Here is a 20234-nt window from a genome sequence, read left to right as displayed (position 1 = left end):
GGTCTCGTTCAGGCATGTTCACGATAATGGCCGCATCTTGATTCGTACGACGCTCATTGCGCGTGGAGGTTTTGCCAACAGGGTATGCCGAAATGGCCCAACAGTTCTGCGGTTTCGCAAACCGGCAGCCCGACCACCGCCGAATAGCTGCCGTTGAGGCCCGCGACAAACACCGCGCCCAGGCCCTGAATGCCATAACCGCCGGCCTTGTCCCGGGGCTCGCCGCTGGCCCAGTAGGCGGCGGCTTCGTCGCGACTGATCGGGCGGAAGCGCACCAGACTGCGCACAACCTGCGCCTCACAGCGCTCGCCTTCGAGCACGGCGATGGCCGTCAGCACTTCATGCTCCTTGCCGGACAACATCATCAGCATGGCGCATGCCTCGGCTTCGTCCACCGGTTTACCAAGAATTTTGCCGTCGAGTACCACGGCGGTGTCCGCTCCCAGCACGCAATACGCCGCGTCGGACGCGAGCGCGCGTTGACCGGCCTCGGCCTTGCCGCGCGCCAGACGCTCGACATAGGCCGAAGGCGATTCTTCGGCTAGTGGGGTTTCATCGATGTCCGCACTGATGGCGGAGAACGGCACGCCGATCTGCGTGAGCAATTCACGCCGGCGCGGCGATCCTGAGGCGAGGTACAGCGGCTTCATCAAAACATCTCCCTGTTCAGTGCCCAGCCTCACCGGATCAATTGATTTTGTAGCGGCGGCGCAATCCACGCAAAGCGAAGCTGACCCAAGGCCAGAGCAAGGCGCTGGTCAATGCCGGCAGCACCAGTGCCAGTGTTGGCTGGCGGTTGCCGGTCAGGGCGCTGAGCCATAGTTGAACCAACTGGGCGAGGCCGAAGATCACCAGGATGACCAGGCATTGCTGCCATATCGGGAACATCCGCAGGCGTTGCTGCAAGGACAGCACCAGGAACGTGATCAGGGTCAGGATCAAGGCGTTCTGACCGAGCAGATCGCCCTGCAGCACGTCTTCGGCCAGCCCCAGACAGAACGCTGTGACCATGCCGACCGTATGCGGCATATACAAGGCCCAGAATGTCAGGAGCAAGGCCAGCCACAGCGGACGCAGGATCTCCATGAAAATCGGTAGTGGCGAGACACTGAGCAGTATGCCAATCAGAAACGTCAGCCAGACAATCCAGCCGTTACGCGATGCGGTAGCCCCGACCATTATTCTTGTCTCCCGGTTGTTGCCGGCGCGATGACAGGCGGTTTGGCCGCCGGTCGAGCAGCAGGTTGACTCACCGGTGGCTTACTGGCTGCAGGTGGTTTTGCAGCAGCGGGCGGTTTGCTTGCAGCGGGCTTGGCCGGTGGAGTGCTGGCAGCAGGTGCAGTGGCAGGGGGTGTTGCGGCGGCAGGCGGGGTCACGGTTTTCGGTACCGTTGCGGGAATCACCGGACCACCGCCCTGCGCATCGAGACTTTCCTGGGCCTGCGCCGCATCGTTGGCACGTTCTTCGGCCGTGCGATTGTCGCTGAACACCAGCAACATGTAGCGGCTGCGGTTCAGCGCGGCAGTCGGTACGGCACGAACGATGGCAAACGGCTGGCCGGAATCGTGGATCACTTCCTTCACGGTCGCGACCGGATAGCCTGCCGGGAAGCGCTGACCGAGACCGGAACTGACCAGCAGATCGCCTTCCTTGATGTCCGCCGTGTCGGCCACGTGGCGCAATTCCAGGCGCTCAGGATTGCCGGTGCCGCTGGCAATCGCCCGCAAACCGTTGCGATTGACCTGCACGGGAATGCTGTGAGTGCTGTCAGTGAGCAGCAGCACGCGAGAGGTGTACGGCATCAACTCGACCACCTGGCCCATCAAGCCGCGCGCATCGAGTACAGGCTGACCGAGGACCACGCCATCACGCTCACCTTTATTGATGATGATGCGATGAGTGAACGGGTTGGGGTCCATGCCGATCAACTCGGCCACTTCGACCTTTTCGTTGACCAGCGCGGAGGAATTGAGCAACTCGCGCAGCCGAACGTTCTGCTCGGTGAGGGCGGCAAGCTTCTGCATGCGACCCTGCAAGAGCAGGTTTTCGGTCTTGAGTTTTTCGTTTTCGGCGACAAGCTCGGTGCGGCTGCCGAACTGGCTGGCAATCCCTTCCCACAGCCGTCCAGGCAGGTCAGTGATCCAGTAGGCATCCATAAGCACCAGCGACGCTTGTTTGCGCGCAGGCTTGAGCAGATCGAAGCGAGCATCGACCACCATCAGCGCGATCGACAGCACGGCCAGCACCAACAGGCGCACGCCCAACGAAGGGCCCTTGGCGAAAAGCGGTTTAATAAGCCGCTCCTCCCAGGCAAATGTTCTGTTTATTCATACGGCATCAAACCGGCCTGGATGAAGACTGACAGAAGATAAACGCCAACAGGCAGCACTGCAAAGTGCTGCCTGCGCGCTCACCCACGTATTGCAAACCAGCACTTATTCGCTGGAGAGCAGGTCCATGGTGTGCTTGTCCATCATTTCCAATGCACGGCCACCGCCGCGAGCAACACAGGTCAGCGGGTCTTCGGCAACGATCACCGGCAGACCGGTTTCCTGGGCCAGCAACTTGTCGAGGTCACGCAACAGCGCGCCACCACCGGTCAGCACCAGGCCACGCTCGGCGATGTCGGAAGCCAGTTCCGGCGGCGACTGCTCCAGCGCGCTTTTCACGGCCTGAACGATGGTTGCCAGGGACTCTTGCAGAGCTTCCAGCACTTCGTTGGAGTTCAGGGTGAATGCACGTGGAACGCCTTCGGCCAGGTTACGACCGCGAACGTCGACTTCGCGAACTTCGCCGCCCGGGTAGGCGGTGCCGATTTCCTGCTTGATGCGCTCGGCGGTCGATTCACCGATCAGGCTGCCGTAGTTGCGGCGCACGTAGGTGATGATCGCTTCGTCGAAGCGGTCGCCGCCAACGCGCACGGATTCGGCATACACCACACCGTTCAGGGAGATCAGCGCGATTTCAGTGGTACCACCACCGATATCCACGACCATCGAGCCGCGCGCTTCTTCAACCGGCAGGCCGGCACCGATCGCAGCAGCCATTGGCTCTTCGATCAGGAACACTTCACGCGCACCGGCACCAAGGGCCGATTCACGGATGGCTCGACGCTCAACCTGAGTGGATTTGCATGGAACGCAGATCAGCACACGAGGGCTGGGCTGCAGAAAGCTGTTTTCGTGAACCTTGTTGATAAAGTATTGCAGCATCTTTTCGCAGACGCTGAAATCGGCAATAACGCCGTCCTTCATCGGACGAATGGCAGCAATGTTGCCCGGCGTACGGCCGAGCATGCGCTTGGCTTCGGTGCCGACAGCAACGACACTTTTCTGGTTACCGTGTGTCCGAATGGCCACAACCGACGGTTCATTCAGGACGATACCGCGCTCGCGCACGTAAATAAGGGTGTTGGCAGTGCCCAGGTCAATGGAAAGATCGCTGGAAAACATGCCACGCAGTTTCTTGAACATGGGAAAGGGACCCTAGGCAACGCGTGGGTAAAAAAGTGCGGCAAACTCTAACAACGACAGGGATTTTGGGCAAGGCGCCAATATGTTAAATTGGCCGCTTTTCTGTGCACCAAGCCCCACAATCGCGGCCTTATGACCGTAGAAGTGCGGTAGTGTTCCGACAATCTAACACACGGACGCCGTCCGTTCTGTTTTCCACAGGAGAATCCCGATGGCGCTAGAACGCTCCGACGTGGAAAAAATCGCTCATCTGGCCTGCCTTGGCCTCAATGATGCCGATCTTCCACACATTACTTCCGCCCTCAACAGCATTCTCGGGCTGGTCGACGAAATGCAGGCCGTCAATACCGACGGTATCGAGCCTTTGGCCCACCCGCTGGAAGCCAGTCAGCGCCTGCGCGCCGACGTCGTGACCGAGACCAATCACCGCGAGGCTTACCAGTCCATCGCACCAGCGGTCGAAAACGGCCTGTATCTGGTTCCGAAAGTCATCGACTAAAGGGAAAGAGCCTGCAATGCATCAAATGACTCTGGCCGAGATCGCCCGCGGTCTCGCCGATAAAAAGTTTTCCTCCGAAGAGCTGACCAAAGTCCTGCTGGCGCGCATCACCCAGCTCGATCCGCAGCTCAACAGTTTCATCAGCCTCACCGAAGAGCTGGCCATCGAGCAGGCGAAAGCCGCCGATGCACGCCGCGCCAACGGTGAGAGCGGCGCCCTGCTGGGTGCGCCGATCGCTCACAAGGACCTGTTCTGCACCCAGGGCATTCGCACCAGCTGCGGCTCGAAGATGCTCGACAACTTCAAAGCCCCGTACGACGCCACCGTGGTTGCGAAACTGGCCGCTGCCGGCGCCGTGACCCTGGGCAAGACCAACATGGACGAATTCGCCATGGGTTCGGCCAACGAGTCGAGCTGGTACGGCGCGGTGAAAAACCCGTGGAATCTGGAACACGTACCGGGCGGTTCGTCCGGCGGTTCGGCGGCGGCGGTTGCCGCTCGTCTGTTGCCAGCGGCCACGGCCACCGACACCGGCGGCTCGATCCGTCAGCCAGCCGCGTTCACCAACCTCACCGGCCTGAAACCGACCTACGGTCGTGTTTCGCGCTGGGGCATGATTGCTTACGCCTCCAGCCTCGATCAGGGCGGCCCGTTGGCACGCACTGCCGAAGACTGCGCAATTTTGTTGCAAGGTATGGCCGGGTTCGACCAGAACGACTCCACCAGCATCGACGAGCCGGTTCCGGATTACTCCGCCAGCCTCAACACTTCGCTGCAGGGCCTGCGCATCGGCGTGCCGAAGGAATACTTCAGCGCCGGTCTCGACCCGCGCATCGCCGAGCTGATCCAGAACAGCATCAAAGAGCTGCAGAAGCTCGGTGCGGTGATCAAGGAAATCAGCCTGCCGAACATGCAGCACGCAATCCCTGCGTACTACGTGATCGCGCCGGCAGAAGCCTCCTCGAACCTGTCGCGTTTCGACGGCGTGCGTTTCGGCCACCGTTGCGAGCAGCCGAAAGACCTGATCGACCTGTACAAACGCTCCCGTGGCGAAGGCTTCGGCCCGGAAGTCCAGCGCCGGATCATGGTCGGCGCCTACGCGCTGTCCGCCGGTTACTACGACGCCTACTACCTCAAAGCGCAGAAGATCCGTCGTCTGGTGAAGAACGACTTCATGGCGGCCTTTAATGAAGTCGACATCATCCTCGGCCCGACCACGCCGAACCCGGCCTGGAAACTCGGCGCCAAGAACAGCGACCCGGTCGCTGCCTATCTGGAAGACGTCTACACCATCACCGCCAACCTCGCGGGCCTGCCGGGCCTGTCGATGCCGGCCGGTTTTGTCGATGGTCTGCCGGTTGGCGTGCAGTTGCTCGCGCCGTATTTCCAGGAAGGTCGCCTGCTCAATGTTGCGCACCAGTATCAGCTCAACACTGACTGGCACACCCGCACCCCAACCGGCTTCTGAGGAGACACACATGCAATGGGAAGTCGTGATCGGGCTGGAGATTCACACTCAGCTCACCACCCGGTCGAAAATCTTTTCCGGTAGTTCCACCACGTTCGGTTCCGAGCCGAACACCCAGGCCAGCCTGATCGACCTGGGTATGCCCGGCGTGTTGCCGGTGCTGAACCAGGAAGCAGTGCGCATGGCGGTGATGTTCGGTCTGGCGATTGACGCCGAGATCGGTCAGCACAACGTGTTCGCCCGTAAAAACTACTTCTACCCAGACCTGCCGAAGGGCTACCAGATCAGCCAGATGGAGTTGCCGATCGTCGGCAAGGGCCACCTGGACATCGCCCTGGAAGACGGCACCGTCAAACGTGTCGGCATCACCCGCGCGCATCTGGAAGAAGACGCCGGCAAGAGCCTGCACGAAGAATTCAACGGTGCCACCGGCATCGACCTGAACCGTGCCGGCACGCCGCTGCTGGAAATCGTGTCCGAACCGGACATGCGCAGCGCCAAGGAAGCCGTGGCTTACGTCAAGGCGATCCACGCACTCGTGCGCTATCTGGGCATCTGCGACGGCAACATGGCTGAAGGCTCGCTGCGTTGCGACTGCAACGTGTCGATCCGTCCGAAAGGCCAGGTTGAATTCGGCACCCGCTGCGAGATCAAGAACGTCAACTCGTTCCGTTTCATCGAGAAGGCGATCAACTCCGAGATCCAGCGTCAGATCGAGTTGATCGAAGACGGCGGCAAAGTGATCCAGCAGACCCGTCTGTACGATCCGAACAAGGACGAGACCCGTCCGATGCGTTCCAAAGAGGAAGCCAACGACTACCGTTACTTCCCCGATCCGGACCTGCTGCCAGTGGTCATCGAAGAGTCGTTCCTGGGCGAGGTGCGCGCCACCCTGCCGGAACTGCCACCGCAGAAACGCGAGCGCTTCCAGGAGCAATTCGGTCTGTCGGTCTATGACGCCAGCGTCCTGGCCACCAGCCGCGAGCAAGCCGATTACTTCGAGAAAGTCGCGAGCATCGGCGGCGACGCCAAACTGGCAGCGAACTGGGTAATGGTCGAGTTGGGCAGCCTGCTCAACAAGCAAGGCCTGGACATCGACGAGTCGCCAGTGTCTGCCGAACTATTGGGCGGCATGCTGCAGCGCATCAAGGACAACACCATCTCCGGCAAGATCGCCAAGGTAGTGTTCGAAGCGATGGCCAACGGCGAAGGCAGCGCGGACGAGATCATCGACAAGCGCGGCCTCAAGCAAGTGACCGACACCGGCGCGATCTCGGCCGTGCTGGACGAAATGCTCGCGGCCAACGCCGAGCAAGTTGAACAATATCGTGCGGCTGATGAAGCCAAGCGCGGCAAAATGTTCGGCTTCTTCGTCGGCCAGGCCATGAAAGCCTCCAAAGGCAAGGCCAACCCGCAGCAAGTGAACGAACTGCTGAAAAGCAAGCTCGAAGGCTGACCACAATGGAGCCAGATCCAAAGCCTGGCTCCAATCCATGTGGGAGCAAACTTCTGTGGCAGCAGAGCTTCTGTGGTGAGGGGATTTATCCCCTCACTACAAAAGCTCGTATTCCACAAAGGATTATTCCCACAATTGTTTAGGGAAACCTTTGAATGAAGCGTCTGCTCATTGGCTGCGCCCTGCTCTCGCTACTGGCCGGTTGCGCCAGCAACGACATCATCGACCCGCACGGTTACGACCAGACCGGCGTCGCCTCCTATTACGGTGCCAAGCACCACGGTAAACGCACCGCCAGCGGCGAGGCGTTCAACCAGCATTCCCTGACCGCCGCCCATCGCCAACTGCCGTTCGGCACGCGGGTGAAGGTCACCAACCTGAAAAACGACAAATCCTGCATTGTGCGCATCAATGATCGCGGACCGCACACCCGTGGCCGCTTGATCGATGTCTCGCGTGAGGCTGCCGAACGACTTGGCATGCTCAGCAGCGGCACGGCGCGGGTTCGTATACAGGCTCTCGACGACTGATGGAGCGCTGACTATTTTTGCTCTGGCCGATTTACCGCTGATCAACGTGATCGAACTGCTCAGCGGCCTGTTTCTGCTGATCATCGGCGCCGAACTGATGGTACGCGCCGCTGTGCGTCTGGCCGCGCGCCTGCACGTGCGTCCGCTGATCATCGGCCTGACCATCGTCGCTCTCGGCAGCAGCGCCCCGCAAATGGCCGTCAGCTTGCAGGCGACACTGGCGCACAACCCCGACATCGCCGTCGGCAGCGTGATCGGCAGCAGTATCTTCAACATCCTGGTGACCCTCGGTCTGTCGGCGCTGATCATTCCGCTGCGGGTCTCCAGGCAACTGGTGCGCCTGGACATCCCACTGATGATCGGCGCCAGCCTCCTGGTGTTCGTCCTCGCGTGGAATGAACAGATCGGCCGCTTCGACGGCATTCTGTTGCTCGCCGCGCTGGCGCTGTATCTGGGCCTGCTGCTGCGCCAGTCGCGGCACTCGGCCCGGCCGCATTCGGAATTGCCGAACACGCCGCACGCACCGTGGTTCAGCAGTTTGCTGATGATCGTCGTTGGTTTGGCGCTGCTGGTGTTCGCCGGGCATTTGCTGCTGGGCGCGGCCGTGGCGGTGGCGACTGACCTGGGCTTCTCCGAGCGAGTGATCGGCCTGACCGTGGTCGCGGTCGGCACCTCATTGCCGGAACTCGCCACCTCGCTGATCGCCGCATTGCGCGGCCAGCGCGACATTGCGGTGGGCAACGTGATCGGCGCCAACCTGTTCAACCTGCTAGGGGTGCTCGGCATCACCGCGCTGATCGCACCAACCCCCTTGTCGGTGTCGCCCAACGCGCTGGATTTCGACCTGCCGGTGATGCTCGGCGTCGCCGCGCTTTGCCTGCCGGTGTTCTATTCCGGCTACCGCGTGACCCGTGCCGAAGGTTTGTTGCTGCTCGGTTTGTACCTGGCTTACGGGCTGCATGTGGTGTCGTTCACCACCGGCATGCCGCTGGCCGGCAAACTGGAAAAACTGATGCTGTTTTACGTGCTGCCGACGCTGCTGGCGTTCCTGTTGTTCACGTCCGTACGCGCCTGGCGCCGCCAACACCACAAGAGGGATGTGCCATGACCGATTCGAAGAAATCCGGGGTTGAAATCCGCCGTCAGGTAATGGGCGATGCGTTCGTTAATCGCGCGCTCGGCAACGCCACCGAGTTCACTCAGCCCTTGCAGGATTTCGTCAATGAACACGCCTGGGGTGGTGTGTGGAATCGCGAAGGTCTGCCGCTGAAAACCCGCAGCCTGATCACCCTGGCGGCGCTGACGGCATTGAAGTGCCCGCAGGAATTGAAAGGCCACGTGCGCGGTGCACTGAACAATGGCTGCACAGTGGAAGAGATTCGTGAGGCGCTGCTGCATTGCGCGGTGTATGCCGGCGTGCCGGCGGCGATTGATGCGTTTCGCGCGGCGCAGGAAGTGATCGACAGCTACCAGAAACCTGAGTGACTGATTGAAATTCGAGTAATCCGATCTGACGCCTTCGCGAGCAAACCCGCTCCCACAAGGTTCTTTGGTGTTATTGAAATCTGATTAACAACACAAAACCTGTGGGAGCGGGCTTGCTCGCGAAGAGGCCCTTTGCGCCACTGAAGATCTGTCAGTCAGATCCAGCCACCCCACTGCAACACAAAGATCCCGACATTGGTGGTCACCGCCGCCATCAGCGTGGTCAGCACAATGATCGCCGCCGCCAGCTCATGATTGCCCTGCGCCGCCCGGGCCATGACGAAACTGGCTGCCGCCGTCGGGCTGCCGAAGTACAGAAACAGAATCCCCAGCTCCGCCCCGCGAAAACCCCACAGCCACGCGCCGAGCGTCGCCAGCACTGGCAGGCCGATCATCTTCAGCAGGCTGGAACTGAGCGCCATGCTCCCGCTCTTGCGCAGCGCCGCCAGTGACAGCGTCCCGCCGATGCAGATCAGCGCCAGCGGCAAGGTGGTTTGCGCCAGATACTGGCCAGAGGTTTCCAGCCAGCCCGGAAGGCTGATCTTGAACCAGGCGAACGGCGCGGCAGCAATCACGCTGATGATCAGCGGGTTGCTGAACACGCTTTTGCAGATGCTCCACGGATCGGATTTGATCACCGGGCTGTACACCGCCAGCACGATGGTCGACAGGGTGTTGTAGAACAGGATCACCAGCGCCGCGAGGATCGCCCCGAGGGAAATCCCGTAGTCGCCGTACATGCTCGCCGCCAGTGCCAGGCCGATCACTCCGTTGTTGCCGCGAAACGCGCCCTGGGTATAGATGCCGCGATCCTCGCGCGGGCAACGAAAAATCGCCCAGCCCCAGGCCAGGGCGAAACTCGCCAGCGTGGCGAGCGCGAAGTAGATCAGCAGCGCCGGTTGCAAAGCAGCGTGCAGGTCAGCATGCAGGATTCCGAGAAACAGCAGCGCCGGCATGCTGACGTTGAACACCAGCGATGAGGCGGTGTGGATGAAGTTGTCGTTGATCCAGTCGATGCGTTTGAGCAACACCCCGAGAAACAGCATGGCGAACACCGGCGCGGTGATGTTCAGGGTTTCGAGGAAGATTGCCAGCATGCCGGAGAGCCTTGGGTGAGCGTCGTCAGGGGACTAATGATAAGCCACTTTCACCCCGATCGTTCCCACGCTCTGCGTGGGAACGCCTCCTGTGACGCTCCGCGTCACGCTTTTGAGACGCGGAGCGTCCCGGGCTGCATTCCCACGCGGAGCGTGGGAACGATCAACGGCTCGGTATCAAGTAATCGGCGCCGGATTGAACAGGGTGATGTCGTTATGCAGCTTGTGCTTCTCCGCCCAGGTCTGCTGCTTGCCGCTCGCCACATCCAGGTAGTAGTGGAACAGCTCCCAGCCCAACTCCTCTATCGACGCCCGACCGGTGGCAATCCGTCCGGCATCGATGTCGATCAGGTCCGGCCAGCGCTGCGCCAGCTCGGTCCGGGTCGAGACCTTGACCACTGGCGCCATCGCCAATCCATACGGCGTACCCCGCCCGGTGGTGAACACATGCAGGTTCATCCCCGCCGCCAGTTGCAACGTGCCGCAGACAAAATCGCTGGCCGGGGTCGCGCAGAAAATCAGCCCTTTGCGTTTGAAGCGCTCGCCCGGGCCGAGCACGCCGTTGATCGCACTGCTGCCGGATTTGACGATCGAGCCCAGCGACTTCTCGACAATGTTCGACAGCCCGCCCTTCTTGTTGCCCGGCGTGGTGTTGGCGCTGCGATCCGCCTCGCCCTTGGCCAGGTAACGGTCGTACCAGTCCATCTCACGCACCAGTTCCTCGGCAACGGTTTTGGTTTCGGCGCGTGAAGTCAGCAGGTAAATCGCATCGCGCACTTCGGTGACTTCGGAAAACATCACCGTCGCCCCCGCACGCAACAACAAGTCCGAGGCGTAGCCCAGCGCCGGGTTGGCAGTGATCCCGGAAAACGCATCACTGCCACCGCACTGCATGCCGAGGATCAGCTCAGAGGCCGGCACGGTCTCGCGGCGGCGCTGGTCGAGCTTCTTCAAACGGACTTCCGCCAGCGCCATGATCTGCTCGATCATCTCAGTGAAACCGTGACTGGAATCCTGCAGGCGATACAGCCACGGCTCGCTCAGATCGACCGACGCATCGTCCTCGTGCATCACCTGCCCGGCCTGCAGTTTCTCGCAACCAAGGCTGATCACCAGCGCTTCGCCCCCCAGGTTCGGGTTGCGCGCCAGATTGCGCACGGTGCGGATCGGGATGTACGCATCGGTGGCGGTGATCGCCACGCCGCAGCCGTAACTGTGGGTCAACGCCACCACGTCATCGACGTGCGGATATTTCGGCAGCAGCTCGTCCTTGATGCGTTTCACCGCGTGATCGAGCACGCCGGTAACGCACTGCACCGTGGTGGTGATGCCAAGAATATTGCGCGTACCAACGGTGCCATCGGCATTGCGATAACCCTCGAAGGTGAAGCCTTCCAGCGGCGCCTGTGCGGCCGGCACTTCGGTGGACAGCGGCAGGCTGTCCAGCGGCGGCGCGGTCGGCATGCGCAGTTGATCTTCCTTGACCCAACTGCCACGCGGGATCGGCTGCAACGCGTAGCCGATGGTCTGGCCGTAGCGAATCACCTGGCCGCCCTCGGGAATGTCCTCGAGGGTGACCTTGTGGCTCTGCGGCACAAAGTCCACGGTCACCAGACCGTCCGGGAACTCGGTGCCGGCCGGTACGCCTTGGTCGTTGACCACAATCACTACGTTGTCCCGCTCGTGCAGGCGGATGTAGCGCGGCGAGTCGGAATGTTCAATCAACTGCATGACGCCGCTCCTCAGGAATGCGCTTGAGACAATTTGCCGGTGATTTCAGAACCACCGTTGGTTGGCGGCTCTTTGAGCACCACCCGTTTGATCGGGCCGACGATCACCAAATAGCTGAACACCGCGACCAGTGCGTTGGCGCCGACAAACACCAGCGCCCATTTGAACGAACCGGTGGAGCTGATGATGTAGCCAATCACGATCGGTGTGGTGATCGAAGCGATGTTGCCGAACATGTTGAACAGACCGCCACTGAGGCCGGCGATCTGCTTCGGCGACGTATCGGAAACCACCGCCCAGCCCAGCGCACCGACGCCTTTGCCGAAGAAGGCCAGGGCCATGAAGCCGACCACCATCCATTCGATATCAACATAGTTGCAAGCGACAATACTGCTCGACACCAGCAAGCCACCAATGATTGGCGCCTTGCGAGCGAAGGTCAGCGAATGGCCCTTGCGCAGCAGGTAATCGGAAATCACCCCGCCGAGCACGCCACCGATGAAACCGCAGATTGCCGGCAGCGAAGCAATGAAACCGGCCTTGAGAATGGTCATGCCGCGTTCCTGCACCAGGTACACCGGGAACCAGGTCAGGAAGAAATAGGTAATGCCGTTGATGCAGTACTGGCCCAGATAAACGCCGAGCATCATGCGGTTGGTCAGCAACTGGCGAATGTAATCCCACTTCGGTCCGTCAGTCTTTTTGCCTTGTTTCACGTCCATGTCGACCATGCCGCCGTTGTCGGCGATGAACTGCACTTCGGCATCGTTGACCATCGGGTGTTGACGCGGGCTGTGGATAACCTTGAGCCAGATCCCCGAGAAGACGATGCCAAACACGCCCATGACGATGAACACATGTTCCCAGCCGAAGGTGTAGACGATCCAGCCCATCAGCGGTGCGAACAGCACGGTGGCGAAGTATTGCGCCGAGTTGAAGATCGCCGAGGCGGTGCCACGTTCTGCGGTCGGGAACCACGCCGCGACAATACGCGCGTTACCGGGGAACGATGGCGCTTCGGCCAGCCCCACCAGAAAGCGCAACATGAACAGCGCGACAATCGCCGTGGACATGCCGAACTCACCGACAAAGCCTTGCAGCACGGTGAACAGCGACCAGCAGAAAATGCTCAGGGCATAGACTTTTTTCGAGCCGAAGCGATCGAGCAGCCAGCCACCGGGAATCTGCCCGGCCACGTAGGCCCAACCGAAAGCGGAGAAGATATAACCGAGGGTGACCGCGTCGATACCGAGGTCTTTTTGCAGGCTGGAACCGGCGATGGCGATCGTGGCGCGATCGGCGTAGTTGATCGTGGTCACCAGGAACAGCATGAGCAGGATCAAATAGCGGACGTGAGTCGGCTTGGACGATTGCATGTAGATGTACTCCCACTGATTATTTTTATGCGCGGGTGAATCTTCTTGGGTCTGTCATCTGTGGGGGCTGCAAGCCAGCCCCACAGGTATTGCAGGTATCAGGAACCGATGTAGGCCGTTTTCACGACTGTGTAGAACTCTTGCGCATAGCGGCCTTGCTCGCGTGAGCCATAGGATGAACCCTTACGGCCACCGAACGGAACGTGATAATCGACACCGGCGGTCGGCAGGTTGACCATCACCATCCCGGCCTGGGAATGACGCTTGAAGTGGTTGGCGTACTTCAGCGAAGTCGTCGCGATACCCGCCGACAGACCGAACTCGGTGTCGTTGGCCATCGCCAGCGCCGCCTCGTAATCGGCCACGCGAACGATGTTGGCCACCGGGCCGAAGATTTCTTCACGGCTGATGCGCATCGACGCTTCGCTGTCGGCAAACAGCGTTGGCGCGAGGAAGTAACCTTCGGTGTCGCAAGTCACCAGACCACCGCCGCTGACCACACGCGCACCTTCGCTCTGGCCGATGTCGATGTACTTCAGGTCCTGTTCCAGTTGCGCTTGCGAGACCACCGGACCGATGTCGGTGCCGGACTTCAGCGCATGACCGACCTTGATCGACTGCATGCGCTCGGCCATCGCCTCGACGAACTTGTCGTGAATTCCGGCGGTGACGATCAAGCGACTCGATGCCGTGCAACGCTGGCCGGTGGAGTAGAACGCGCTCTGCACCGACAGCTCGACCGCTTGTTTGAGGTCGGCGTCGTCGAGAATGATCTGCGGGTTCTTGCCGCCCATTTCCAGTTGTACTTTGGCTTGGCGCGAAACGCAGTTGACTGCGATCTGCCGACCCACGCCAACCGAGCCGGTGAAGCTGATGCCGTCGACTTTCGGGCTCTGCACCAACGCATCGCCAACCACGCGACCGCTACCCATCACCAGGTTGAACACGCCGGCCGGGAAGCCTGCGCGGGAGATGATTTCTGCCAGCGCCCAGGCGCAACCCGGCACCAGGTCCGCCGGTTTCAGCACCACGCAGTTGCCGTAGGCCAGAGCCGGGGCGATCTTCCACGCTGGGATCGCAATCGGGAAGTTCCACGGAGTGATCAGACCGACCACGCCGAGGGCTTCGCGAGTCACTTCGACGTTGACGCCCGGGCGCACCGACGGCACGTAGTCGCCGGACAGACGCAGGCATTCACCGGCGAAGAATTTGAAAATGTTGCCGGCGCGGGTCACCTCGCCGATGGCTTCGGGCAGGGTCTTGCCCTCTTCACGGGCCAACAAAGTACCGAGCTCTTCGCGACGAGCCAGAATCTCAGTACCGACTTTATCCAGCGAATCGTGACGGGCCTGAATGCCGGAGGTCGACCAGGCCGGGAACGCGGCGCGGGCCGCATCGATGGCGGCGTTAACCTGAGTCAGGTCAGCCTTGGCGTAATCGCCGATGGTGTCGCTCAGTTCGGACGGGTTGATGTTGGCCGAGTAGTCGGCACCGGCGACCCATTCGCCGTTGATGTAGTTGTCGTAGCGTTTTGCATTTGTCACAGGGGCAGCCCTCAAATCTCAAAGCCTTCACGCAAAAAGCCGCTGATTGCTCAGCGGCCTCGCTTTTATCGGGTGTTACTGCGCACCTTGCTTGTCGATCAGCGCGGCGAGCATTTCGTACTCTTCGCCGGTCAGGTCGGTCAGCGGCGCCCGCACCGGGCCTGCGTCATGGCCGGCGATTTTGGCCCCGGCCTTGACGATGCTCACGGCGTAACCGGCCTTGCGGTTGCGGATGTCGAGGTACGGCAGGAAGAAGTCATCGATGATCTTGCCGACGGTGGCGTGATCTTCACGGGCGATCGCGTGGTAGAAGTCCATCGCGGTTTTCGGGATGAAGTTGAACACCGCCGAGGAGTAAACCGGCACGCCCAGCGCCTTGTAGGCAGCAGCGTAGACTTCGGCGGTCGGCAGGCCGCCGAGGTAGCTGAAGCGATCACCGAGGCGGCGACGGATCGACACCATCAGCTCGATATCGCCCAGGCCGTCCTTGTAGCCGATCAGGTTCGGGCAGCGCTCGGCCAGACGTTCCAGCAGCGCCGCGTTCAGGCGGCAGACGTTGCGGTTGTAGACCACCACGCCGATGTTCACCGATTTGCACACCGCTTCAACGTGGGCGGCAACGCCATCCTGGCTGGCTTCGGTCAGGTAGTGCGGCAGCAGCAACAGGCCTTTGGCGCCCAGACGCTCGGCTTCCTGTGCGTATTCGATGGCCTGACGGGTCGAGCCGCCGACACCGGCCAGAATCGGCACGCTGGTGGCGCAGGTATCGACTGCAGTCTTGATGATTTCCGAATATTCACTGGCTGCCAGGGAGAAGAACTCACCGGTACCACCGGCGGCGAACAGTGCCGAAGCGCCGTACGGGGCCAGCCATTCCAGACGCTTGATGTAGCCGGCGCGGTTGAAATCGCCCTGAGCGTTGAAATCGGTGACCGGGAACGACAGCAGGCCGGCGGAGAGGATGGACTTCAGTTCTTGTGGATTCATTTTTCGAACACCCTGGGTAACAACGTTTTTTGTGAGTTTTATGATTCAGCCAGCGCTGAAGTTGTAGGTCATCGTACAACTTAAAAAACAACCGTCAACTGCATTTCATCGCTGCCCGGCATTTTTTGTCGGACAAGATTCTTTCTTGACGTAGGAAAAATCTCGACTAGGATCGATTTCACTGTATATACATACAGCTAAATTAAATCCACCGCCGACATATCAAGGAGAAAGAAATGTCCGGACTGCACCCCAAACCACAGGAAAGACCCAAGCCGGTTGTCGCCCGTTTCGATGATCTGTTCACCCCAAACGGCATCCGCTTCAGCGCCGACAACCCGCATCTGGTACTGCACATCGCCGATACTCACAGCGATGTCGAACCGGTCACCGCCCTCCCCCGCAAACCGCTCAAAGGCAAACCACAATTGCGCTTCGAAGGCGGCGAACACACGGCCATCGGTGACAACACCCTGCTGCGCTTCGTCGAAAACGCCGAACCGATCCGCGCGCAAAATGTGCAACTGCACTTGCCTAACGGACTCGCCCTGACCTATGGCCAGGTCGTGGCGCTGGCCGGCGATTTCTACGGGGTGGTCGACCGGCCGATCAACGAAGGCGCGACCCCGGCCGATCGCCTGAACCGCTTCAACGCCGCATTCGATTCCCTCGCCGTACTGCCGGCTTCTCGCGCCGAGGCACCGCAGATCCTCGCGGTCATGCAAAAAGAGATCGACGCGGTTAAACAAGCGATCAAGGACGGCAAGCCACCGCACGAAGCCTACGATACATTAGGAGATACGTTGTCCGAAGAGTGGAACAAGCTCACCGGTGGTGGCAGTTTCGTCTCCGCGCTGTTCCCCCTCGGGCGATACCTGAAACTGGCAGCGAACAACGCCGACCACTTCGGTGAATGGGCCAGACTGGCTTACATCGCCGGCCATACCGCCGCCCTGCAGACCGCCGTCGCGGCCCGCGCCAATCACGATGAACAACAACTGGAACGGGCCTACGCGATGAACGCGTTCGCCGACCACTTCCTCACCGACCTGTTCTCCTCCGGCCACCTGCGCGTGCCGCGCAAAGAGATGGCAGTGGTGGTGACCCCGAGCGATCTCGGCTCGCTGGTGACGCGTTTCATGCACGACGAGGACAGCAAATTCGGCCTCAAGGTGCGCAACGCCCATGGCGATCAATGGCGCGCCTACGGCGACAAGCGCTACTTCGAGGCCAGCGACGCGGACAACCGCACCCAGGTCAATCTGGCGGTGCAGGCCTCGGCGGATGAAATCTTCGCCGCCTACCTCAGCGGTAATGTGCCCGCGCCGTCGGCGTACGCCGCACTGCAACGGCTGCCGGATCTGACGGCGGTACTGAATCTTTCCGACAACTTCTCGCCGCTGTTCCGCGTCGAGGGCGGCAAGGTGCTGCGGCGCAAAGACGTGAACAACCTCAACGACACCGCCACCATTGATGACTGGTGGGGCTGGAGCACGTACCTGCTGCTCAAGGACTACCACCCGACGGGCAACATCAATCAAGGAGAATGACCATGACGATCACATTGAAACTGGAACTGGCGTCGGGCCAATCGCTGCAAGGCGCACCGCTGGAGTTGCTGGCCGATGGCAAGCCGATTGCGCGGGGGGTTGTGGATCAATCAGGAGATGTAGCGTTTGCTGCCAAGCCTGGTAAAGCGCAACTGTCAGTGAGGGTGGATCGCTCGATATTGCCGCGCTGAATTCACCGGCCCCTTCGCGAGCAAGCCCGCTCCCACACTTGAAATGCATTTCAAGTGTGGGAGCGGGCTTGCTCGCGAAAGCGGTATATCAATCAACACATGACTCAGGCCTGCTGACTCACCCGCGCTGCGCCTGTGCCTCTTCATGCGCCTGACGCAACCGTTCACGGCTGTTGGTCAAATGCAGGCGCATCGCCGCCCGCGCCGCGTCGGAATCCTGGCGGGCAATCGCCTCGTAGATTTCCTCGTGCTCACGGCTCAGGCGGTTCATGTAGTGCTGCTGATCATCGTGGGCCAGCCGCGCCGAATTCAGCCGGGTACGCGGAATGATGCTGGTGCCCAGGTGGGTCATGATGTCGGTGAAATAGCGGTTGCCGGTGGACAGGGCGATTTCCAGGTGGAAGGCGAAGTCCGACGCCACCGCATCGCTGGCGTGGGCCACGCTGTCGTTCAAGGCATCGAGGGCCGCGCGCATGGTTGCCAGTTGCTCGGGGCTGCGACGTTGCGCGGCAAGGCCGGCGGATTCCACTTCCAGGCTGATGCGCAATTCGAGAATGGCCAGCACGTCACGCAGGGTGACCACCGTGGCCGGGTCGATGCGGAAACCACTCGGGCTTGGCGTATCGAGCACGAAAGTGCCGATGCCGTGGCGGGTTTCCACCTGGCCTGCGGCCTGCAAACGGGAAATCGCCTCGCGCACCACGGTGCGGCTGACACCATGCTCCTGCATGATCGCCGACTCGGTGGGCAGCTTGTCGCCGCGCTTGAGCAGACCGTCGCGGATCTGCTCGGTCAGCACCGTCACCAGCTCCTGAGCCAGGCTGCGGCGCTTGCGCGGGAGGCGTGGGGTGTCGATCGGGTTTTCCATGGTTAACGTCTGGTCTCGAAAATTCGGCGTGGTTCGCATCATAGCGCAGGCGGGTTGTACGATCACTGTCGAGTCACAACAGCGCTTCTTGTAGGAGTGAGCCTGCTCGCGATTGCGGTTTCACATTCAACAAAGATGTCGACTGTTGCGCCGCTATCGCGAGCAGGCTCACTCCTACAGGGGCATGGTGGTGATCAGGCGGTCACGGCCTGTTCGACCAGATGCCCGCTGTCGATCCGCACATGCCGTGGGTGGAAGCGTTTGAGGCTGCTGCGGTGGCCGACGCTGACGATGCTCAGCCCCGGCAACTGATCGATCAGCGCCTGATACAGCGTCGCCTCGTCTTCTTCATCCATTGCCGACGTGGCTTCGTCCATGTACAGCCATTGCGGTGCGTAGAGCAGCGCGCGGGCGAAGGCCAGGCGTTGCTGCTCACCCGGCGACAGCATGCGCTGCCAGTGATTGGCTTCATCCAGACGCGCGACCAGGTGCGGCAGACGGCAGGTCTCCAGCACCTCGACGTAACGCTGCGGCGCGTAAGTGTCGCCCGGTTGTGGATAACTCAGGGCCTCGCGCAAGGTGCCGATCGGCAGGTACGGTTTCTGCGGCAGGAACAGATAGCGCGCCGCTGGCAGCCGGATGTTGCCGTGGCCCGCAGGCCACAAATTCCCCATCGCCCGCAACAGCGTGGACTTGCCGCTGCCGGAACGCCCGCTGAGCATTAACCGGTCACCCGGTTCCACCGTCATGTCGGCATTGGTCAGCAGGTGACGACCGTCGGCCAGGTCCAGGCCGAGATTGTGCACTTTCAATTCACTGCCCTGATTCTGCACATCGATGGCCGGGATGCGGTCTTCGTTGTCGGTCATGGCCTGACGGAAGCTCAGCAGACGATCACAGGTGGCGCGCCATGCGGCGAGGTTCTGGTACGCACTGATGAACCAGCTGAAGCTCTCCTGGACATTGCCGAATGCCGAGCTGATTTGCATCAGTTCACCGAGTTCGATCTTGCCGGCGAGGTAACGCGGCGAGGCAACGATGAACGGGAAAATGATAGCTGCCTGGCTGTAACCAGCGGTGAAGAACGTCAGACGCTTGGACACTTTCATGATGTCCCAGAAGTTATGCCAGACATTGCCGAAGCGCCCACTCAAGCGGCGATTCTCGTTCGGTTCACCGTTATACAACGCGATGCTCTCGGCATTTTCGCGAATCCGCACCATGGAAAAACGCAGGTCGGCTTCAAAGCGTTGTTGTTGGTTGTTCAGGCCGATCAAGCGCCGACCGATCAAGTGCGTCAGCCAACTGCCCACCACGGCGTAGACCAACACGCACCAGAACATGTAGCCGGGAATGGTGATGCCATAGACTTCAATGCTGCCCGACACGCCCCACAGAATGATCGAGAACGACACCAGGCTGACGATATTGCGCAGCAACCCGATACCCAACTCAAGGGTGTTGGAGGTGAAGTTGTTGAGGTCTTCGGAAATCCGCTGGTCCGGGTTATCGGTATAACCGCCCTGCTCCAGCTGGTAGTAATTCTTGTCGGCAAGCCAACGGGAGAAATGCTTTTCGGTCAGCCAGGCACGCCAGCGAATCGTCAGCATCTGCGTCAGATAAAGCCGATACACCGCGCCGATAATCGCCACCGCTGCAATCGCGCAGAAATACAGAATCAGCTGCCAGAACGCAGCTTCATCTTTCTTCTGCAAAGCGTTGTAGAAATCCTTGTACCAGGTGTTGAACCACACCGAGATCCCCACGCTGAGCAACGACAGCGCGATCACCGCAATCAGCAATGTCCAGGCCTTGCCCTTCTCTTCACTGCACCAGTAAGGCGTGATGATCCCCCACACCTTGCGAAAAAACTGCCCGCGCACAGCATCGTTGACCGCGGAATATTCAGCGTTCTGATTCATGGAAAAGGCTCGATAAAGAAAAGAACAGACACAAACCGATCATAGTTGATCGGTTCG

The 20234-nt window shown here is 60.7% G+C and carries 19 protein-coding genes; 8 read left to right on the top strand and 11 right to left on the bottom strand.

Annotated features, from left to right (window positions below; genetic code table 11):
* Positions 1-53: 53 nt before the first annotated feature.
* The 4 genes from QMK55_RS17880 to mreB all read right to left on the bottom strand — a co-directional run bounded on the left by QMK55_RS17880 (position 54) and on the right by mreB (position 3473).
* Positions 54-650, bottom strand: a complete 597-nt coding sequence (locus QMK55_RS17880; RefSeq protein ID WP_320329672.1) for a Maf family protein — start codon at positions 648-650, stop codon at positions 54-56.
* A 37-nt stretch (positions 651-687) separates the two neighbouring features.
* Positions 688-1179 (bottom strand): rod shape-determining protein MreD, encoded by a 492-nt coding sequence (gene mreD, locus QMK55_RS17875; protein WP_102356064.1) that lies wholly within the window; start codon positions 1177-1179, stop codon positions 688-690.
* Positions 1179-2294 carry a rod shape-determining protein MreC gene (gene mreC, locus QMK55_RS17870; RefSeq protein ID WP_320330264.1) on the bottom strand — a complete coding sequence of 372 codons (1116 nt, stop codon included), beginning with the start codon at positions 2292-2294 and terminating at the stop codon, positions 1179-1181. Before mreC ends, mreD begins: the two co-directional genes overlap by 1 nt.
* Before the next feature lie 141 nt (positions 2295-2435).
* Positions 2436-3473, bottom strand: coding sequence for a rod shape-determining protein MreB (gene mreB / locus QMK55_RS17865; protein WP_002555108.1), 1038 nt, complete (start codon positions 3471-3473; stop codon positions 2436-2438).
* 211 nt (positions 3474-3684) lie between these two features.
* Here mreB and gatC point away from each other — a divergent pair, with 211 nt between their 5' ends.
* From gatC to QMK55_RS17835, 6 genes are all read left to right on the top strand, one after another.
* On the top strand, positions 3685-3972 hold the full coding sequence (gene gatC, locus QMK55_RS17860; protein ID WP_007901429.1) for an Asp-tRNA(Asn)/Glu-tRNA(Gln) amidotransferase subunit GatC: 288 nt from the start codon (positions 3685-3687) through the stop codon (positions 3970-3972).
* Positions 3973-3988: 16 nt separating this feature from the next.
* Entirely contained in the window at positions 3989-5440 is a 1452-nt protein-coding gene (gene gatA, locus QMK55_RS17855; RefSeq protein ID WP_102356062.1) for an Asp-tRNA(Asn)/Glu-tRNA(Gln) amidotransferase subunit GatA, read from the top strand.
* Between the two features lie 10 nt (positions 5441-5450).
* Entirely contained in the window at positions 5451-6896 is a 1446-nt protein-coding gene (gene gatB, locus QMK55_RS17850) for an Asp-tRNA(Asn)/Glu-tRNA(Gln) amidotransferase subunit GatB (RefSeq protein WP_102356061.1), read from the top strand.
* Positions 6897-7051: 155 nt separating this feature from the next.
* Positions 7052-7426, top strand: coding sequence for a septal ring lytic transglycosylase RlpA family protein (locus QMK55_RS17845; protein ID WP_102356060.1), 375 nt, complete (start codon positions 7052-7054; stop codon positions 7424-7426).
* A gap of 46 nt (positions 7427-7472) precedes the next feature.
* Complete coding sequence (locus tag QMK55_RS17840) at positions 7473-8534, top strand: calcium/sodium antiporter (RefSeq protein ID WP_102356059.1); 1062 nt, start codon at positions 7473-7475, stop codon at positions 8532-8534.
* Positions 8531-8911, top strand: coding sequence for a carboxymuconolactone decarboxylase family protein (locus QMK55_RS17835; RefSeq protein WP_320329671.1), 381 nt, complete (start codon positions 8531-8533; stop codon positions 8909-8911). Before QMK55_RS17840 ends, QMK55_RS17835 begins: the two co-directional genes overlap by 4 nt.
* Before the next feature lie 155 nt (positions 8912-9066).
* Here the strand turns inward: QMK55_RS17835 and QMK55_RS17830 are convergent, their stop codons facing one another.
* The 5 genes from QMK55_RS17830 to kdgD all read right to left on the bottom strand — a co-directional run bounded on the left by QMK55_RS17830 (position 9067) and on the right by kdgD (position 15646).
* Positions 9067-10008: an AEC family transporter gene (locus QMK55_RS17830; protein ID WP_102356057.1), complete on the bottom strand. Its 942-nt coding sequence runs from the start codon at positions 10006-10008 to the stop codon at positions 9067-9069.
* 177 nt (positions 10009-10185) lie between these two features.
* Complete coding sequence (gene garD, locus QMK55_RS17825; RefSeq protein ID WP_320329670.1) at positions 10186-11739, bottom strand: galactarate dehydratase; 1554 nt, start codon at positions 11737-11739, stop codon at positions 10186-10188.
* Between the two features lie 11 nt (positions 11740-11750).
* Positions 11751-13115, bottom strand: coding sequence for an MFS transporter (locus QMK55_RS17820; RefSeq protein WP_102356055.1), 1365 nt, complete (start codon positions 13113-13115; stop codon positions 11751-11753).
* 98 nt (positions 13116-13213) lie between these two features.
* The gene (locus tag QMK55_RS17815; protein ID WP_102356054.1) at positions 13214-14659 is read right to left on the bottom strand and encodes an aldehyde dehydrogenase family protein; all 1446 of its coding nucleotides are present in this window, start codon (positions 14657-14659) and stop codon (positions 13214-13216) included.
* Positions 14660-14734: 75 nt separating this feature from the next.
* Positions 14735-15646, bottom strand: a complete 912-nt coding sequence (gene kdgD / locus QMK55_RS17810; RefSeq protein WP_102356053.1) for a 5-dehydro-4-deoxyglucarate dehydratase — start codon at positions 15644-15646, stop codon at positions 14735-14737.
* 236 nt (positions 15647-15882) lie between these two features.
* Between kdgD and QMK55_RS17805 the strand changes: the two genes are divergently transcribed.
* Together QMK55_RS17805 and QMK55_RS17800 are read left to right on the top strand one after the other, a co-directional pair.
* A complete protein-coding gene (locus tag QMK55_RS17805) occupies positions 15883-17196 on the top strand; it encodes a phospholipase (protein WP_320329669.1) in 1314 nt (437 codons plus the stop codon).
* A gap of 2 nt (positions 17197-17198) precedes the next feature.
* Positions 17199-17387 (top strand): hypothetical protein, encoded by a 189-nt coding sequence (locus tag QMK55_RS17800; protein ID WP_102356051.1) that lies wholly within the window; start codon positions 17199-17201, stop codon positions 17385-17387.
* 118 nt (positions 17388-17505) lie between these two features.
* Here QMK55_RS17800 and QMK55_RS17795 read toward each other — a convergent pair whose 3' ends face one another.
* Both QMK55_RS17795 and QMK55_RS17790 read right to left on the bottom strand, forming a co-directional pair.
* Positions 17506-18255, bottom strand: a complete 750-nt coding sequence (locus QMK55_RS17795; protein WP_024164483.1) for a FadR/GntR family transcriptional regulator — start codon at positions 18253-18255, stop codon at positions 17506-17508.
* Positions 18256-18449: 194 nt separating this feature from the next.
* On the bottom strand, positions 18450-20177 hold the full coding sequence (locus QMK55_RS17790) for an ABC transporter ATP-binding protein/permease (protein WP_320329668.1): 1728 nt from the start codon (positions 20175-20177) through the stop codon (positions 18450-18452).
* Positions 20178-20234 lie beyond the last annotated feature (57 nt).

The sequence above is a fragment of the Pseudomonas sp. P8_229 genome, from assembly GCF_034008635.1.
Classification (GTDB): Bacteria; Pseudomonadota; Gammaproteobacteria; order Pseudomonadales; family Pseudomonadaceae; genus Aquipseudomonas.
This window is presented reverse-complemented; position numbering and strand designations above follow the sequence as displayed.

What these genes read in the sequence shown, in the direction of transcription:
- QMK55_RS17845 (WP_102356060.1), top strand. Translation starts at nt 7,052, where the DNA reads ATGAAGCGTCTGCTCATTGGCTGCGCCCTGCTCTCGCTACTGGCCGGT.
- QMK55_RS17790 (WP_320329668.1), bottom strand. Translation starts at nt 20,177, where the DNA reads ATGAATCAGAACGCTGAATATTCCGCGGTCAACGATGCTGTGCGCGGG.
- mreD (WP_102356064.1), bottom strand. Translation starts at nt 1,179, where the DNA reads ATGGTCGGGGCTACCGCATCGCGTAACGGCTGGATTGTCTGGCTGACG.
- kdgD (WP_102356053.1), bottom strand. Translation starts at nt 15,646, where the DNA reads ATGAATCCACAAGAACTGAAGTCCATCCTCTCCGCCGGCCTGCTGTCG.
- QMK55_RS17820 (WP_102356055.1), bottom strand. Translation starts at nt 13,115, where the DNA reads ATGCAATCGTCCAAGCCGACTCACGTCCGCTATTTGATCCTGCTCATG.
- QMK55_RS17835 (WP_320329671.1), top strand. Translation starts at nt 8,531, where the DNA reads ATGACCGATTCGAAGAAATCCGGGGTTGAAATCCGCCGTCAGGTAATG.
- QMK55_RS17800 (WP_102356051.1), top strand. Translation starts at nt 17,199, where the DNA reads ATGACGATCACATTGAAACTGGAACTGGCGTCGGGCCAATCGCTGCAA.
- gatC (WP_007901429.1), top strand. Translation starts at nt 3,685, where the DNA reads ATGGCGCTAGAACGCTCCGACGTGGAAAAAATCGCTCATCTGGCCTGC.
- QMK55_RS17805 (WP_320329669.1), top strand. Translation starts at nt 15,883, where the DNA reads ATGTCCGGACTGCACCCCAAACCACAGGAAAGACCCAAGCCGGTTGTC.
- mreB (WP_002555108.1), bottom strand. Translation starts at nt 3,473, where the DNA reads ATGTTCAAGAAACTGCGTGGCATGTTTTCCAGCGATCTTTCCATTGAC.
- QMK55_RS17795 (WP_024164483.1), bottom strand. Translation starts at nt 18,255, where the DNA reads ATGGAAAACCCGATCGACACCCCACGCCTCCCGCGCAAGCGCCGCAGC.
- gatA (WP_102356062.1), top strand. Translation starts at nt 3,989, where the DNA reads ATGCATCAAATGACTCTGGCCGAGATCGCCCGCGGTCTCGCCGATAAA.
- QMK55_RS17830 (WP_102356057.1), bottom strand. Translation starts at nt 10,008, where the DNA reads ATGCTGGCAATCTTCCTCGAAACCCTGAACATCACCGCGCCGGTGTTC.
- gatB (WP_102356061.1), top strand. Translation starts at nt 5,451, where the DNA reads ATGCAATGGGAAGTCGTGATCGGGCTGGAGATTCACACTCAGCTCACC.
- garD (WP_320329670.1), bottom strand. Translation starts at nt 11,739, where the DNA reads ATGCAGTTGATTGAACATTCCGACTCGCCGCGCTACATCCGCCTGCAC.
- QMK55_RS17880 (WP_320329672.1), bottom strand. Translation starts at nt 650, where the DNA reads ATGAAGCCGCTGTACCTCGCCTCAGGATCGCCGCGCCGGCGTGAATTG.